This window comes from Xanthomonas sp. F14 (assembly GCF_014199865.1).
Map to the genome: position 1 here is coordinate 1 of NZ_JACHOM010000008.1, position 16,545 is coordinate 16,545.

Genomic DNA, 16,545 nt, shown 5'->3' on the forward strand with positions numbered 1-16,545 from the left:
GCCGCGTCGATCGCGTCATACGCCTTGAACTCGCCACCGAAACGCTCAGCACCGATCTTGGTCAGCGCGGCTGTCAACGTGGTCTTGCCATGGTCGACGTGACCGATGGTGCCGACGTTCACGTGCGGCTTGGTGCGCTCAAATTTAGCTTTTGCCATGACTAACTACCTCTAATTGAAAAATTTGTGAGAAGCGGCTGAGTGAACTCAGCCCTTCTTGGTGACGGCGTCGGCGATGTTGGCCGGTGCCTCTTCATAGTGGTCGAATTCCATCGAGAACGTCGCGCGGCCCTGGCTCATCGAACGCAGCGAGGTCGCGTAGCCGAACATTTCACCGAGCGGAATCATCGCGTTGATGATCTTGCCCGACGGGCTGTCGTCCTGACCCTGCAACACGCCACGACGACGGCTCACGTCGCCCATCACGTCACCCAGGTAATCCTCCGGGCTGACGATTTCGACCTTCATGATCGGCTCCAGCAACACAGGGCTGGCTTTCGCAAAGCCCTGCTTGAACGCCATCGACGCGGCCAGCTTGAACGCCATTTCCGAGGAGTCGACGTCGTGGTACGAGCCGAACACCAGCTTGACCTTCACGCCCACCACCGGGAAGCCAGCGATCGGACCACTGGTGATCGTCTCGCGCAGACCCTTTTCGACCGAGGGGATGAATTCCTTCGGAATGATGCCGCCGGTGATGTCGTTGATGAAGAGGAAATCGTCCTTGACGTTGTCGCTCTTGCGATCGTCCTCGGTCATCGGCGACAGCTCGATCACCACGTGACCGTACTGACCCTTACCACCGGACTGCTTGGCATGCTTGTAGTCGGACTTGACGTCGGACTTGCGGATGGTTTCGCGGTAGGCCACCTGCGGCTTGCCGACGTTGGCCTCGACATTGAACTCGCGACGCATACGGTCAACGATGATGTCCAGGTGCAATTCGCCCATGCCCGAGATGATGGTCTGGCCGGATTCCTCGTCGGTCTTGACGCGGAACGAGGGATCTTCCTGCGCCAGACGGCCCAGGGCCATGCCCATTTTTTCCTGGTCCGACTTGGTCTTGGGCTCCACCGCCATCGAGATCACCGGCTCCGGGAACACCATGCGCTCCAGGGTGATGACCTTGTCCTGCGCACACAGCGTGTCGCCGGTGGTGACGTCCTTCAGACCCACGGCAGCGGCGATGTCACCAGCGCGCACTTCCTTGATCTCTTCGCGATTGTTGGAGTGCATCTGCAGGATGCGGCCCACGCGCTCTTTCTTCGACTTGACCGGGTTGTAGACCTGGTCGCCGGAGTTCAACGTGCCCGAGTAGACACGGAAGAACGTCAGCGAGCCCACGAACGGGTCGGTCATGATCTTGAACGCCAACGCCGAGAACGGCGCGGTATCGGTGGCCGGACGGGTGTCTTCCTTCTCGTCCTCATCGATACCCTGGACCGGCGGACGGTCGGCCGGCGACGGCAACAGGTGCACGACGCCGTCGAGCATGGCCTGCACGCCCTTGTTCTTGAACGCCGAACCGCAGAACACCGGCACGATTTCGACCTTCAGGGTGCGCTCGCGCAGACCCACCAGGATCTCTTCTTCGCTCAGGTCGCCTTCGTTGAGGTACTTGTCCATCAGGTCTTCGCTGGCTTCTGCAGCCGCCTCGACCATGAACGAACGCGCCTCGGTCGCGATCTCGACCAGATCGGCCGGGATGTCGCGGTATTCGAAGGTGGTGCCCTGCGATGCGGTATCCCAATGGATCGCCTTCATCTTGAGCAGGTCGACCACGCCCTCGAAGCCGTCTTCGGCGCCGATCGGCACCTGCATCGGCACGGCGTAGGCACCCAGACGGGCCTTCAGCTGCTCGACGACCTTGTCGAAGTTGGCACCGGTACGGTCCATCTTGTTGACGAAGGCCATGCGCGGCACCGAGTACTTGTTGGCCTGGCGCCACACGGTCTCGGACTGCGGCTGCACGCCACCGACGGCGCACAGCACGAACACCGCACCGTCGAGCACGCGCAAGGAGCGCTCCACTTCGATGGTGAAGTCAACGTGCCCGGGGGTGTCGATGATGTTGAAGCGGTGCTGCGGCATGGACTTGTCCATGCCCGACCAGAACGCAGTGGTCGCAGCGGAGGTGATGGTGATACCACGCTCCTGCTCCTGCTCCATCCAGTCCATCACTGCAGCGCCGTCATGGACTTCGCCGATCTTGTGACTGACACCGGTGTAGAACAGGATGCGCTCGGAAGTGGTGGTCTTGCCGGCATCGATGTGGGCCATGATGCCGAAGTTGCGGTAACGCTCGATAGGGGTGGTGCGGGCCACGGGGAGCCTCTCAATTTCTTGGATTTCGGATGGCCGAACGCCGCCTTTCGGCGGCCTTCGGATTGGATGCGACGCGTAACGCGTCGCAAACAGCACTCAGATGGTGCTGAAGGGCCCCGTTACCAAGGCCCACGAGGTCACCAGCGGTAATGTGCGAACGCCTTGTTCGCCTCCGCCATACGGTGCGTCTCTTCGCGCTTCTTGATCGCGCCGCCGCGGCTTTCCGAGGCGTCCAACAGTTCTGCAGCCAGCTTGCGCGGCATGGTGTTCTCGCCACGCTTGCGCGCGGAGTCGATCAACCAGCGCATTGCCAGCGCCATGCGACGGGAGGAGCGCACTTCGACGGGCACCTGATAGGTAGCACCACCGACGCGACGCGATTTAACTTCGACAGCCGGGGCCACGTTGTCCAGTGCTTTCTGCACCAGCTCGACGGCATTCGGATTCTTTTCGCCAATGACGTCCATCGCGCCATAGACAATTTTCTCAGCAACCGACTTCTTGCCACTTTGCATCACCATATTGATGAAGCGGGCAATGGTTTCGCTGCCATGCTTTGGATCAGGCAGGACGGTGCGCTGCGGAGTAGAACCTTTACGGGACATTGGAGTGTTTCCTTAGCTCTTCGGGCGCTTGGCGCCGTACTTGGAACGACCTTGACGGCGCTTTGCGACGCCGGCGGCGTCCAGCGAACCACGGACGGTGTGATAACGCACACCGGGAAGATCCTTGACGCGGCCACCACGAATCAGGACCACGGAGTGCTCCTGCAGGTTGTGGCCTTCACCACCGATGTAGCTGATGACCTCTTCCTGGTTCGTCAGGCGCACTTTGGCAACCTTACGCAGGGCCGAGTTCGGCTTCTTCGGGGTAGTGGTATAGACGCGTGTGCAGACGCCACGGCGCTGCGGACACTTGTCCAGTGCCGGGGAGGCACTCTTGTAGGTGGTCGCTTGCCGAGGCTTGCGGACCAGCTGATTGATCGTCGTCATCAGTTGATTCTTCTGATTGAGAGGCCGAGACGGCCTTGCACGAAAACAAAGGCAGGCCGAAAAACGGCCCGCCGAGACAGGGAAGTATAGCTGGCAGGACGAAACTCCGTCAACTTCACGGAATTCTAACCCTGCTGGCCCATCCAAGGCCGGAAAACGGAGGGCCTCCTACCCTCCTTTTCGCTTGGCTTACGGCGGTCTTGCGACCGCCGTCGGAGCGCTTACTCCTCGTCCGCGCCAGCGTCGGCCACGGCTGCGACCGGTTCGGCCACCGCCGGCTTGCCCGACAGCGTTTCCATTTCCGAGTCGGTCAGACCCGACGACTTGCGACGTCCGGCGTGATACGCCAGGCCGGTACCGGCCGGGATCAGACGACCCACGATCACGTTTTCCTTCAGACCGCGCAGGTTGTCGCGGGTGCCGCGCACGGCAGCCTCGGTCAACACGCGGGTGGTCTCCTGGAACGAGGCCGCCGAGATGAACGACTCGGTGGCCAGCGAGGCCTTGGTGATACCCAGCAGCACCGGATCGTACTTGGCCGGCAGCTCGTTGCGCTTGACCAGGCGTGCATTTTCCTCGATGACGCGCTGGCGCTCGACCTGCTCGCCGTTGAGGAACTTGCTGGTGCCCTGGTCGACGATCTCGACCTTGCGCAGCATCTGGCGCGTGATCACCTCGATGTGCTTGTCGTTGATCTTCACGCCCTGCAGGCGGTACACGTCTTGGATTTCCTTGACCAGGTACGCAGCCAGCGGCTCGACACCCAGCAGACGCAGGATGTCCTGCGGGCTCGGCTCGCCGTCCACCACGGTCTCGCCCTTGGTCACATGCTCGCCTTCGAACACGATGATCTGGCGGTACTTCGGGATCAGCTCTTCGTGTTCCGACCCATCGGTGTCCTTGATGATCAGGCGCTGCTTGCCCTTGGTGTCCTTACCGAAGCTGATGATGCCCGAGCGCTCGGCCAGGATCGCAGGATCCTTCGGCTTGCGTGCTTCGAACAGGTCGGCAACGCGCGGCAGACCACCGGTGATGTCGCGGGTCTTGGACGCTTCCTGCGGGATCTTGGCAACCACGTCGCCCACGCCGACGGCGGCGCCGTCCTGCAGGTTGACAATGGAGCGCGGTGGCAACAGGTACTGGGCCGGCAGATCCGTATTCGGGATCGTCAGGTCGTTGCCCTTGCCATCGACGATGCGCACGATCGGGCGCAGTTCCTTGGCATGCGCACCGCGACGCTTCGGGTCGGTGATTTCGCGCGAGGCCAGACCGGTCAGTTCGTCGGTCTTCTCGATGACGGTGACGCCGTCGACGAAGTCGATGAAGCGGATGAAGCCGGCCACTTCCGACACGATCGGGTGGTTATGCGGATCCCAGTTCGCCACGCTCTGTCCGGCCTTGACCGCATCACCGTCCTTGGCGGTGATGGTGGCGCCGTACGGCAGCTTGTAACGCTCGCGCTCGCGGCCGTGGCCGTCGAGCACGGACAGTTCGCCCGAACGCGAGACAGCGACCAACGCGCCGCTGGCGTGCGCCACCGACTTGAGGTTGTTGAACTTCACCGAACCAGTGGTCTTGACGGTGATGTTGTCCACTGCCGCCGCACGCGATGCCGCACCACCGATGTGGAACGTACGCATGGTCAGCTGGGTACCCGGCTCGCCGATCGACTGGGCGGCGATGACGCCGACCGCTTCACCGATGTTGACCTGGTGACCGCGTGCAAGATCGCGACCGTAGCAACGTGCGCACACGCCGAACGAGGACTCGCAGCTGATGGTCGAACGCACCTTCACCGACTGCACGCTGGCGTCTTCCAGCTTGGCAACCCAGGCTTCGTCCAGCAGCGTGTTGCGGGTGACGATCGGCTCTTCGTCGTTGCCCGGCAGGTAGACGTCCTCGGCCACCACACGGCCCAGCACGCGCTCCCTCAACGGCTCCACCACGTCGCCGCCTTCCACGATCGGGGTCATGATCAACCCTTCGGTGGTGCCGCAGTCGACTTCGGTGATCACCACGTCCTGCGCCACGTCGACCAGACGACGGGTCAGGTAACCCGAGTTCGCGGTCTTGAGCGCGGTATCGGCCAGACCCTTACGGGCACCGTGGGTGGAGTTGAAGTACTCCTGCACGTTCAGGCCTTCGCGGAAGTTCGCCTTGATCGGCGTCTCGATGATCGAGCCGTCCGGACGCGCCATCAGGCCGCGCATGCCGGCCAGCTGACGGATCTGCGCCTGGCTACCACGCGCGCCGGAGTCGGCCATGATGTACAGCGAGTTCATCGACTTCTGGTCGATGGTCTCGCCCTTGGCGTTTTCGACCTTCTCGGTACCAATGGTGTCCATCATCGCCTTGGCGATGCGCTCGCTGGTACGCGACCAGATGTCCACGACCTTGTTGTAGCGCTCGCCGGCGGTGACCAGACCGGACTGGTACTGCTCCTGGATTTCCAGCACTTCGGCTTCGGCCTCGGTGAGGATGCCCTTCTTCTCGTCCGGGATCAGCATGTCGTCGATGCCGATCGACACGCCTGCGCGGGTTGCGTAGGCATAGCCGGTGTACATCAGCTTGTCGGCGAACACGACGGTGTCCTTCAAGCCCAGCAGACGGTAGCTGGAGTTGATCAGACGCGAGATGTTCTTCTTGGTCATCTCGGTGTTGGCCAGCTGGAACGGCAGGCCTTCGGGCAGGATTTCGCTCAGCAGTGCACGACCGACCGTGGTGTCCACGATCGAGGTGCCGCTGCTGCGCTTGCCGTCGGCTTCCACGTCCACCTGGGTGATGCGGACCTTGACCTTGGCGTGCAGTTCCACCACGCGGTTGTCGTAGGCGCGCTTCACTTCGCTGGTGTTGGCGAACACCATGCCCTCGCCCTTCTTGTTCTCCAGGGCGCGGCTCATGTAGTACAGGCCCAACACCACGTCCTGCGACGGCACGATGATCGGCTCGCCGTTGGCCGGCGACAGGATGTTGTTGGTGGACATCATCAGCGCACGCGCTTCCAGCTGGGCTTCCAGCGAGAGCGGCACGTGGACGGCCATCTGGTCACCGTCGAAGTCGGCGTTGAATGCAGTACACACCAGCGGATGCAGCTGGATGGCCTTGCCTTCGATCAACACCGGTTCGAACGCCTGGATGCCCAGACGGTGCAGGGTCGGCGCACGGTTCAGCAGCACCGGATGCTCGCGGATCACCTCTTCCAGGATGTCCCAGACTTCGGCTTCTTCGCGCTCGACCAGCTTCTTGGCCGCCTTGATGGTGGTGGCCAGGCCGCGACGCTGCAGCTTGGCGAACACAAACGGCTTGAACAGCTCCAGCGCCATCTTCTTCGGCAGGCCGCACTGGTGCAGTTTGAGGTACGGACCGACGGTGATGACCGAACGGCCGGAGTAGTCCACGCGCTTGCCGAGCAGGTTCTGACGGAACCGGCCCTGCTTGCCCTTGATCATGTCGGCCAGCGACTTCAGCGGACGCTTGTTGGTGCCGGTGATGGCACGGCCGCGACGGCCGTTGTCCAGCAGCGCATCGACCGATTCCTGCAGCATGCGCTTCTCGTTGCGCACGATGATGTCCGGCGCATTGAGCTCGAGCAGACGACGCAGACGGTTGTTGCGGTTGATCACGCGGCGATACAGATCGTTCAGATCCGAGGTCGCGAAGCGGCCACCATCCAGCGGCACCAGCGGACGCAGATCCGGCGGCAGCACCGGCAGCACGGTCATGACCATCCACTCCGGACGGTTGCCCGATTCCAGGAAGGCTTCGATCAGCTTGATGCGCTTGGTGAGGCGCTTGAGCTTGGTTTCCGAACCGGTGCTGGCGATTTCCTCGCGCAGGCGGGTCATTTCCGACTGCAGGTCGATCGTGCGCAGCAGCTCGTACACGGCCTCGGCGCCCATGGCGGCGTCGAAGTCGTCGTTGTACTCCTGGCGTGCGGTCAGGTACTGCTCTTCGGTCAGCAGCTGGCGGCGCTCGAGCGGGGTCAGGCCCGGCTCGGTGACCACGTAGGCTTCGAAGTACAGCACGCGCTCGATGTCACGCAGGGTCATGTCCAGCATCAGGCCGATGCGCGAGGGCAGCGACTTGAGGAACCAGATGTGCGCGACCGGCGAGGCCAGGTCGATGTGACCCATGCGCTCGCGACGCACCTTGGCCAGGGTGACTTCGGTGCCGCACTTTTCGCAGACCACACCGCGGTGCTTCATGCGCTTGTACTTGCCGCACAGGCACTCGTAGTCCTTGATCGGTCCGAAGATGGCGGCGCAGAACAGGCCGTCACGCTCGGGCTTGAAGGTACGGTAGTTGATGGTTTCGGGCTTCTTCACTTCGCCGTAGGACCACGAACGGATCAGGTCCGGCGATGCCAGCGCGATCTTGATCGCGTCGAAATCCAGCGTCTGGCGCTGTTGATTGAAGAGGTTGAGCAGGTCTTTCATTTGATATCTCCGGGTCGGAGGAATTTCGTAGCTGAGATGAAACCGAGGGCCTTACGTTCCGGATCCCGGCGCCGCATCGCGGCGCCAGGATCCAGCTCGATCACTCTTCCAGTTCCATGTTGATCGCCAGCGAGCGGATTTCCTTCACCAATACGTTGAAGGATTCCGGCATGCCCGCGACCATCTCGTGCTCACCATCGACGATGTTCTTGTACATCTGGTTGCGGCCCTGCACGTCGTCGGACTTCACCGTCAGCATTTCCTGCAGGGTGTAGGCCGCGCCGTAGGCTTCCAGCGCCCAGACTTCCATCTCACCGAAGCGCTGACCACCGAACTGCGCCTTGCCGCCCAGCGGCTGCTGGGTGACGAGCGAGTACGGACCGGTCGAGCGTGCATGCATCTTGTCGTCGACCAGGTGGTTCAACTTCAGGTAGTGCATGTAGCCGACCGTGGTCTTGCGATCGAACGCTTCACCGGTACGACCGTCGTACAACTGGGTCTGACCGCTCTGCGGCAGTTCGGCAAGTTCCAGCATGCGCTTGATCTCCGCTTCGCTGGCACCGTCGAACACCGGGGTGGCCATCGGCACGCCATCGACCAGGTTCTTGCCCAGGTTGAGCAATTCCTCATCGCTGAACTGCGAAAGATCCACGCGCTGTGCATTGATCGCGCTGTCGTGGTTGTAGATGTCGTCCAGGAACTTGCGCAGTTCGCTGACCGCCGCCTGGGCTTCCAGCATGCGCTGGATCTTGCGACCCAGGCCCTTGGCGGCCCAGCCCAGATGCACTTCCAGAATCTGGCCGATGTTCATACGCGACGGCACGCCGAGCGGGTTCAGCACGATGTCGACCGGCTCGCCGGTGGCCATGTACGGCATGTCCTCGACCGGCACGACGTTGGAGACCACACCCTTGTTGCCGTGGCGGCCTGCCATCTTGTCGCCCGGCTGGATGCGGCGCTTCACTGCCAGGAACACCTTGACCATCTTCAGCACGCCCGGTGCGAGGTCGTCGCCCTGGGTGATCTTGCCGCGCTTGTCGGCGAAGCGTGCCTCGAATTCCTTTTCGTGCGCCTGGATCTGCTTCTGCGCACGCTCGATGGCATCGGCAGCGTCTTCATCCTTCATGCGCAGCTGGAACCAGTCGGACTTCTTCAGCCCGTCCAGATACGCGTCGGTGACGTTGTCGCCCTTCTTCAGGTTCGGACCGCCGTTGGCGACCTTGCCCACAATCTGCGAGCGCAGACGTGCGTAGATGGCCGCTTCCAGGATGCGGAACTGGTCGTCGAAATCCTTCTTGACGCGCTTGATTTCGGACTCTTCGATCTGACGCGCACGCTTGTCCTTCTCGATGCCGTCGCGGGTGAAGACCTGCACGTCGATGACGGTGCCGTCCATGCCCGGGGGCACGCGCAGCGAGCTGTCCTTCACGTCGGACGCCTTCTCACCGAAGATCGCACGCAGCAGCTTTTCTTCCGGCGTCAGCTGGCTCTCGCCCTTCGGCGTGACCTTGCCGACCATGATGTCGCCGGCGCGCACTTCCGCACCGATGTACACCACGCCGCTCTCGTCCAGACGGTTCAGGGCCTGCTCGGACACGTTCGGGATGTCGGCGGAAATTTCCTCCGGCCCCAGCTTGGTGTCGCGCGCAACGCAGGTCAGTTCTTCGATGTGGATCGTGGTGTAACGATCTTCTTCCACCACGCGCTCGGAGAGCAGGATGGAGTCTTCGAAGTTGTAGCCGTTCCAAGGCATGAACGCGATCAGCATGTTCTGACCCAGCGCCAGCTCACCGATGTCGGTGGACGGGCCGTCGGCCAGCACGTCGCCGCGTGCGATCACGTCACCCACGTTCACCAGCGGACGCTGGTTGATGCAGGTGTTCTGGTTGGAGCGGGTGTACTTGATCAGGTTGTAGATATCCACGCCGGCATCGGTGCCGCCGCCGATTTCTGCCTCGTTGACCTTGACCACGATGCGGGCCGCGTCGATCTGCTCGATCACGCCACCACGCAAGGCATTGACGGTCACACCCGAGTCGCGCGCGACCGCACGCTCGATACCGGTACCGACCAACGGCTTCTGCGAACGCAGCGTCGGCACGGCCTGGCGCTGCATGTTGGCGCCCATCAGTGCGCGGTTGGCGTCGTCGTGCTCCAGGAACGGCACCAGCGCCGCGGCGACCGACACGGTCTGCATCGGCGAGACGTCCATGAAGTGCACTTCGGCCGGCGGCTTGAGCAGCGACTCGCCCTGGAACCGGCACGGCACGAACTGCTCGGTGAGCATGTTCTTGGCGTCGGTCAGCGCGTTCGCCTGGGCGATCACGTACTCGTTTTCCTCGATCGCCGACAGGTACTCGACGTCGTCGGAGACCTTGCCGTCCAGCACCTTGCGGTACGGCGTCTCGAGGAAGCCGTACTGGTTGGTGCGGGCGAACACGGCCAGCGAGTTGATCAGGCCGATGTTCGGGCCTTCCGGAGTTTCGATGGTGCAGACGCGGCCGTAATGGGTCGGATGCACGTCGCGCACTTCGAAGCCGGCGCGCTCGCGGGTCAGACCGCCCGGGCCCAGTGCGGAGACGCGACGCTTGTGCGTGACTTCCGACAGCGGGTTGTTCTGATCCATGAACTGCGACAGCTGCGAGGAGCCGAAGAATTCCTTGATCGCCGCAGCCACCGGCTTGGCGTTGATCAGTTCCTGCGGGGTCAGGCCCTCGGACTCGGCCATCGACAGGCGTTCCTTGACCGCGCGCTCGACGCGGACCAGGCCCACGCGGAACACGTTTTCGGCCATTTCGCCGACCGAACGCACGCGACGGTTGCCCAGGTGATCGATGTCATCGACCACGCCGCGACCGTTGCGGATCTCGGTGAGCACCTTGATCACTTCCAGGATGTCGGAGGTGTCGGTGTGCTCGGCGACCAGACGCTTGGATTCTTCGTCATTGCGCTCGGCAAAGTACTTCTTGTCGTACAGCACCGACTCGCCCAGCACGTCCTTGCGGCCGACGCGACGGTTGAACTTCATGCGGCCGACCGTGGACAGGTCGTAGCGCTCGAAGGTGAAGAACAGGTTGTGGAACAGGTTCTGTGCGGCTTCCTTGGTCGGCGGCTCGCCCGGACGCATCATGCGATAGATCTCGACCAGCGCTTCGAGCTGGGTCTTGGTCGGATCGATCCGCAGGGTGTTGGACAGGTACGGACCGCGGTCCAGATCGTTCACCCACAGGGTGCCGACCGCATCGACGCCGGCCTTGCGGAACGCTGCCAGCTGGTCTTCGGTGATCTCGTCGTTGGCATTGGCCAGCAGTTCGCCGGTGGAGCCATCGACCACGTCGTGCGACAGGATGCGGGTGAGCAGATAGTCGTCCGGCACGGCCAGCGCGGCGACGCCGGCGGCTTCAAGCTGCTTGACGTGACGGGCGGTGATGCGCTTGCCCGCTTCCACGATGACCTTGTCGCCATCGGCCAGGTCGAAGTTCAGCGTTTCGCCACGCAGACGCTCCGGCACCAGCTCCAGCTGCACGCCTTCGTCCGGATTGATGTGGAACGTATTGATCTCGAAGAACTCGGCCAGCATCTCTTCGTTGCTGTAGCCGAGCGCGCGCAGCAGGATCGACACCGGCAGCTTGCGGCGACGGTCGATACGGGTGAACAGCGCGTCCTTCGGGTCGAACTCGAAGTCCAGCCAGGAACCGCGGTACGGAATGATGCGGGCGCTGTACAGCAGCTTGCCCGAGCTGTGGGTCTTGCCACGGTCGTGGTCGAAGAACACACCCGGCGAGCGGTGCAGCTGCGAGACGATGACGCGCTCGGTGCCGTTGACGATGAAGGTACCGTTGTCGGTCATCAGCGGGATTTCGCCCAGATAGACCTCCTGCTCCTTCACGTACTTGATGGCCTTGGTCGACGACTCGCGGTCGTAGATCACCAGGCGCACGGTCACGCGCAGCGGCGCGCCATAGCTCATGCCACGCTGACGGCATTCACGCTCGTCAAACACCGGCTGACCCAACTTATAGCCCACGTATTCCAGCGCGGCATTGCCGCTGTAGCTGGAAATCGGGAACACCGACTTCAATGCCGCGTGCAGACCGAGGTCCTTACGCTTGTTCGGCTCCACGTCTTCCTGCAGGAACTCGCGGTAGGAATCGACCTGGATGGCAAGCAGGAACGGCACTTCGAGAATCGAGCGCTGCTTGCCGAAGTCCTTGCGGATACGCTTTTTTTCGGTGAACGAATAAGACGTCATGAGTCTTCACCCTAGGCTGCGGGGGCCGCGTCGCGGCGGCCCTGAAATAACAAAATTGTCAGTTGGAAGTCGCTGGTATTGCCGGCACCAGCACGCCTTCTCCCGCTACTTCCAACTACCAACTCGGTGAAGCGGGGATTGGGAATCGCGTGATTGGGGATGCGCGAAGATTGCCTTCGAATCCCGAATTCCGCCTCTCAAATCCCGGCTTTCCATCAACGGCCAAAGGCCGGGAGCTTTACGCTCCCAGCCTTCAGTGCATCACCGTGAAACGCTGGCGATGCAAGGGACTGCTTACTTGATTTCGACAGTCGCGCCAGCTTCGGTCAGTTCCTTCTTGATCTTCTCGGCTTCGTCCTTCGACGCGCCTTCCTTCAGCATGCCACCGGCTTCGGTCAGATCCTTGGCTTCCTTCAGACCCAGGCCGGTCACGGCGCGGACGGCCTTGATGACGCCGACCTTGTTGGCGCCGCAGTTGGTCAGCACCACGTTGAACTCGGTCTGCTCTTCGACCACGGCAGCCGGGCCAGCTGCAGCAGCAGCGACCGGAGCGGCGGCGGAGACGCCGAACTTTTCTTCGATGGCCTTGACCAGCTCCATCACTTCCATCAGGGACTTCTCGGCGATGGCGTCGACGATCTGTTCGTTGGTAAGGGACATTGTGATTACCTTTAAATGATTTTCTGGATTGGGGTTCTAGCGAACGCTAGGACATCAAGCTTCGGCAGTCTCGGCGACCGGCGCGGCGGCTTCGTCGCCACCACCCTGCTTGTCGCCCACGGCCTTGACGGCACGGGCAAACATGGCAGCCGGTTCGGACAGCACGCGGGCCAGCATGGCCAGGGCCTGATCGCGGGTCGGCAGCGAAGCCAACACGTCGACGTGGCCAGCCGGGAACAGTTCCCCGCCGATGGACACGACCTTGGCCTGCAACTTGTCGTTGCCCTTGGCGAATTCCTTGATCAGGCGACCGGCAGCGCCGGGCTCCTCCATCGAAAACGCATACAGCAAAGGACCGACCAGCTTGTCAGCGACGACAGCGAAATCAGTACCTTCAACGGCGCGCGCAGCCAGGGTGTTCTTGACAACTTTCAAGAACACGCCGGTTTCGCGGGCCTGCTTGCGCATCGCGGTCATCTGGGAGACCGTGATGCCAGCGTATTCGGCGGCGATCAAGGAGTGAGCCTTGGCGGCGATGTCTGCCAGCTCGGCGACTACTTCTTGCTTCTGAGACAGATTGAGAGCCATTGCACTCCTCCGTTAAAGCCGGGATTCGGGATTAGCGATTCGGGATTCGCCAGAGCTGATGAAGCCGCTTCTGTCAATCCCCAATGCCGAATCTCCAATCCCAGCTTCAAACTACTCCGCTCGCGGCTCCTGCCGGTTGCGGTCCAGGGCAGCCTCCTTCCTGGAAGCCGGGAACATCGACCGATGTTCCTTTGGTGGCCGTTCTAGACCTGGAGTGGGCTCGATCCGGGATGTCCCAGACGCGCGTAAACCAGAAAGCTCCAGAAGGGCGACACCATCTACGCCGGCCGGCTCTTGCGAACCTGATTAAGCGATCCCGCTGCATCGACGGCGACTCCTTGCCAAAGCGAGCATCCATGCCCGTCGTCGATCTGCGCTGACCGCGCCTGCGGTCTTTGACGGCTACCGCCGGACATGCCGGCGATCGCCTTCAAAATGTCCGTTACCCCAAAGGAGGGAACGGACTCCCAGCACACGGTGACCCGGGCCGGAAAAACAATGCTGTACTACATCGACGGGTCAGGCCCATGACAGGCCCGACCCCTCAACTCACTTCAGTGCAAGGCTGGACTGGTCGACGGTCACGCCAGGGCCCATCGTCGAGCTGACCGACACCTTCTGCAGGTAGGTCCCCTTCGAGGTAGCCGGCTTGGCCTTGATCAGGTCCAGCAACAGCGCCTGCAGGTTCGACTTCAGCGCTTCGTCATCGAAGCTGGCCTTGCCGATGGTGCAGTGGATGATGCCGGCCTTGTCGGTGCGGTAACGCACCTGACCCGACTTGGCATTCTTGACCGCTTCGCCCGGGTTGGCCGACACGGTGCCGACCTTCGGGTTGGGCATCAGGCCGCGCGGGCCCAGCAGGGTGCCGAGCTTACCGACGACGCGCATCGCGTCCGGGGTGGCGATGACCACGTCGTAGCTCAGATCGCCGGCCTGCATCTTCTCGGCCAGGTCGTCCATGCCCACCGCCTCGGCACCAGCGGCCAGGGCTTCGTCAGCCTTGGCACCGGCCGGCGCGAACACCGCAACGCGCACGCTCTTGCCGGTACCGGCCGGCAGCACGGTGGAACCGCGCACCTGCTGGTCGGACTTCTTGGCGTCAACGCCCAGGCGCACGGCAACGTCGATCGACTCGACGAACTTGGCCTTGGTCACGGTCTTCAGGATCTTGATTGCGTCTTCGAAGGCATAGGTCTTGCCCGGAACGACAGCGGCCGCAATGGCCTTAACGCGCTTGCTCTGTGCCATGTCTTAGCCCTCCACCGTCAAACCCATGCTGCGGGCAGAACCCGCAATCGTGCGCACTGCCGCTTCCAGCTCGGCTGCCGTCAGATCGGCTTCCTTGACCTTGGCGATCTCTTCCAGCTGCTTGCGCGTCACCTTGCCCACCTTGTCGGTGTTGGGGCGCTTGGAGCCGGAACTCACGCCTGCAGCCTTCTTGAGCAGCACGCTGGCCGGGGTGCTCTTGGTGATGAAGGTGAAGGTACGGTCGGAGTACGCGGTGATGACCACCGGCGTCGGCAGACCTGGCTCCAGCTTGGACGTCGCTGCGTTGAACGCCTTGCAGAATTCCATGATGTTCAGACCGCGCTGACCCAGGGCAGGGCCGACCGGCGGCGCAGGATTGGCCTGACCTGCCTTGACCTGCAACTTGATGTAAGCAGTTATCTTCTTTGCCATTTCGATACTCTCCGGGTGCTAGCGCCTTGACTGCAGGCTCCCCATCGGACCGGGAAATCACGTGTCCCGGCTTCACGTTTCTGACCACACGCAGATGGCTGCCATGCGGCAGCCATTGGTTCCCGGCGGTTCGCCAGGTCAGCGAGCCGCGCACTATAGCAGCATTCAAGTCGGACGCCTAGACGGCGCCCGGCCGGCGTCAGCCCTTCTCGACCTGACCGAACTCGAGCTCGACCGGCGTGGAGCGACCGAAGATGAGCACGGCAACCCGCAGCCTGCTCTTCTCGTAATTGACCTCTTCCACAACGCCATTGAAGTCGTTGAACGGACCGTCGGTGACGCGCACCATCTGACCCGGCTCGAACAGCACCTTCGGACGCGGCTTCTCGACGCCGTCCTGCACACGCTGCAGGATTGCATCGGCCTCTTCGTCGCGAATCGGCAGCGGACGGTCGGCAGTACCGCCAATGAACCCCATCACCTTGGAAGTTTCCTTCACCAAGTGCCAGCTTTCATTGTCGATGCGCGGGATACCGGCCTCTTCGTGGGTCTCGATCTGCACCAGCACGTAGCCGGGGAAGAACTTGCGCTCGGACCGACGCTTCTGGCCGGCGCGCATTTCGATGACTTCTTCGGTCGGCACCAAGACGTCGCCAAAACGGTCTTCCATCTCGGCACGGGCGATACGGTCACGCAATGCCTGCGCAACGGATTTTTCGAAGCCTGAATAGGCGTGAACGACATACCAACGCTTCACTGCTTGATTCTCCTCAACGAGCCAGGAACCACTGCGTGAGCTTCTGGATGACAAAGTCGAAGCCGCCCAACAGCAAACTCAGAATGATCACAACGACAATCACGACCCAGGTGGTGCGGATGGCTTCCTGACGCGTCGGCCAGACAACCTTGCGCAACTCGAACCTGGATTCGGACATGAATTCACGGGTTTCCCGGCCCTTGCCGGTTCCCAAAAACACGAATGCGCCGGCCACCAGCCCCACGATCACTGCCAGCGCACGCAACTGCGGCGTCCAGGCACCAAACTGGGTGGCGCGCTCGGGCGCAGAAAACCAGAACCACACAAACAACCCCGCGATCACCAGGAGCGCGGAGATGACGTATTTCACGATATCAGCGCTGGCAGCAGACGCGCTTTTGGAAGGCTCGATTTTGCTATTCATCCGGCTCTAGTTACCGATCTGACCCGAATCGCTGGGCCGGAAAGAGGAGTGGCACGCCAGGAGGGACTCGAACCCCCAACCTGCGGTTTTGGAGACCGCTGCTCTGCCAATTGAGCTACTGGCGTATGTACTCGTTTACCGCAAACCCTAAGACAACGAAGGCGGACCGCGGTTCAGCCGGCCCGCCATTCGTTTGGCACCAGCCGCCGCGAGGCGACTGGATGCAGGCACTTACTTGATGATCTTGGCAACCACGCCGGCGCCGACGGTACGACCGCCTTCACGGATGGCGAAGCGCAGACCTTCGTCCATCGCGACCGGGTTGATCAGGGTCACAACCATCTTCACGTTGTCGCCCGGCATCACCATCTCCACGCCTTCCGGCAGCTGGCAGGCGCCAGTGATGTCGGTGGTGCGGAAGTAGAACTGCGG

General features: G+C 62.3%; 13 protein-coding genes and 1 tRNA gene. All 14 read right to left on the reverse strand.

What is annotated here, in order from left to right:
- The coding region (locus GGR73_RS20085) for a GTP-binding protein (RefSeq protein ID WP_260214135.1) at positions 1-158 on the reverse strand (158 nt) is incomplete at its 3' end.
- A 48-nt stretch (positions 159-206) separates the two neighbouring features.
- Positions 207-2,324, reverse strand: coding sequence for an elongation factor G (fusA, locus tag GGR73_RS20090; RefSeq protein ID WP_024938568.1), 2,118 nt, complete (start codon positions 2,322-2,324; stop codon positions 207-209).
- A 137-nt stretch (positions 2,325-2,461) separates the two neighbouring features.
- Entirely contained in the window at positions 2,462-2,929 is a 468-nt protein-coding gene (rpsG, locus tag GGR73_RS20095; RefSeq protein WP_005993356.1) for a 30S ribosomal protein S7, read from the reverse strand.
- A gap of 12 nt (positions 2,930-2,941) precedes the next feature.
- Positions 2,942-3,316 (reverse strand): 30S ribosomal protein S12, encoded by a 375-nt coding sequence (rpsL, locus tag GGR73_RS20100; protein WP_002811712.1) that lies wholly within the window; start codon positions 3,314-3,316, stop codon positions 2,942-2,944.
- A 221-nt stretch (positions 3,317-3,537) separates the two neighbouring features.
- Positions 3,538-7,752 carry a DNA-directed RNA polymerase subunit beta' gene (gene rpoC / locus GGR73_RS20105; RefSeq protein WP_024938569.1) on the reverse strand — a complete coding sequence of 1,405 codons (4,215 nt, stop codon included), beginning with the start codon at positions 7,750-7,752 and terminating at the stop codon, positions 3,538-3,540.
- 100 nt (positions 7,753-7,852) lie between these two features.
- Entirely contained in the window at positions 7,853-12,004 is a 4,152-nt protein-coding gene (rpoB, locus tag GGR73_RS20110; protein WP_024938570.1) for a DNA-directed RNA polymerase subunit beta, read from the reverse strand.
- Positions 12,005-12,298: 294 nt separating this feature from the next.
- Entirely contained in the window at positions 12,299-12,664 is a 366-nt protein-coding gene (gene rplL, locus GGR73_RS20115; RefSeq protein ID WP_008574194.1) for a 50S ribosomal protein L7/L12, read from the reverse strand.
- 54 nt (positions 12,665-12,718) lie between these two features.
- Positions 12,719-13,252, reverse strand: coding sequence for a 50S ribosomal protein L10 (gene rplJ, locus GGR73_RS20120; protein WP_016900680.1), 534 nt, complete (start codon positions 13,250-13,252; stop codon positions 12,719-12,721).
- A gap of 549 nt (positions 13,253-13,801) precedes the next feature.
- Positions 13,802-14,500 (reverse strand): 50S ribosomal protein L1, encoded by a 699-nt coding sequence (rplA, locus tag GGR73_RS20125; RefSeq protein ID WP_016900681.1) that lies wholly within the window; start codon positions 14,498-14,500, stop codon positions 13,802-13,804.
- Between the two features lie 3 nt (positions 14,501-14,503).
- Positions 14,504-14,932: a 50S ribosomal protein L11 gene (gene rplK, locus GGR73_RS20130; protein ID WP_046345810.1), complete on the reverse strand. Its 429-nt coding sequence runs from the start codon at positions 14,930-14,932 to the stop codon at positions 14,504-14,506.
- 199 nt (positions 14,933-15,131) lie between these two features.
- Positions 15,132-15,689: a transcription termination/antitermination protein NusG gene (gene nusG, locus GGR73_RS20135; RefSeq protein ID WP_047128216.1), complete on the reverse strand. Its 558-nt coding sequence runs from the start codon at positions 15,687-15,689 to the stop codon at positions 15,132-15,134.
- A 13-nt stretch (positions 15,690-15,702) separates the two neighbouring features.
- Positions 15,703-16,113, reverse strand: coding sequence for a preprotein translocase subunit SecE (gene secE, locus GGR73_RS20140; protein ID WP_016900684.1), 411 nt, complete (start codon positions 16,111-16,113; stop codon positions 15,703-15,705).
- A gap of 49 nt (positions 16,114-16,162) precedes the next feature.
- A tRNA-Trp gene (locus GGR73_RS20145) sits at positions 16,163-16,238 on the reverse strand.
- 106 nt (positions 16,239-16,344) lie between these two features.
- Positions 16,345-16,545: EF-Tu C-terminal domain-related protein (locus GGR73_RS20150; RefSeq protein WP_456363017.1), on the reverse strand; the 201-nt coding region annotated here is incomplete at its 5' end.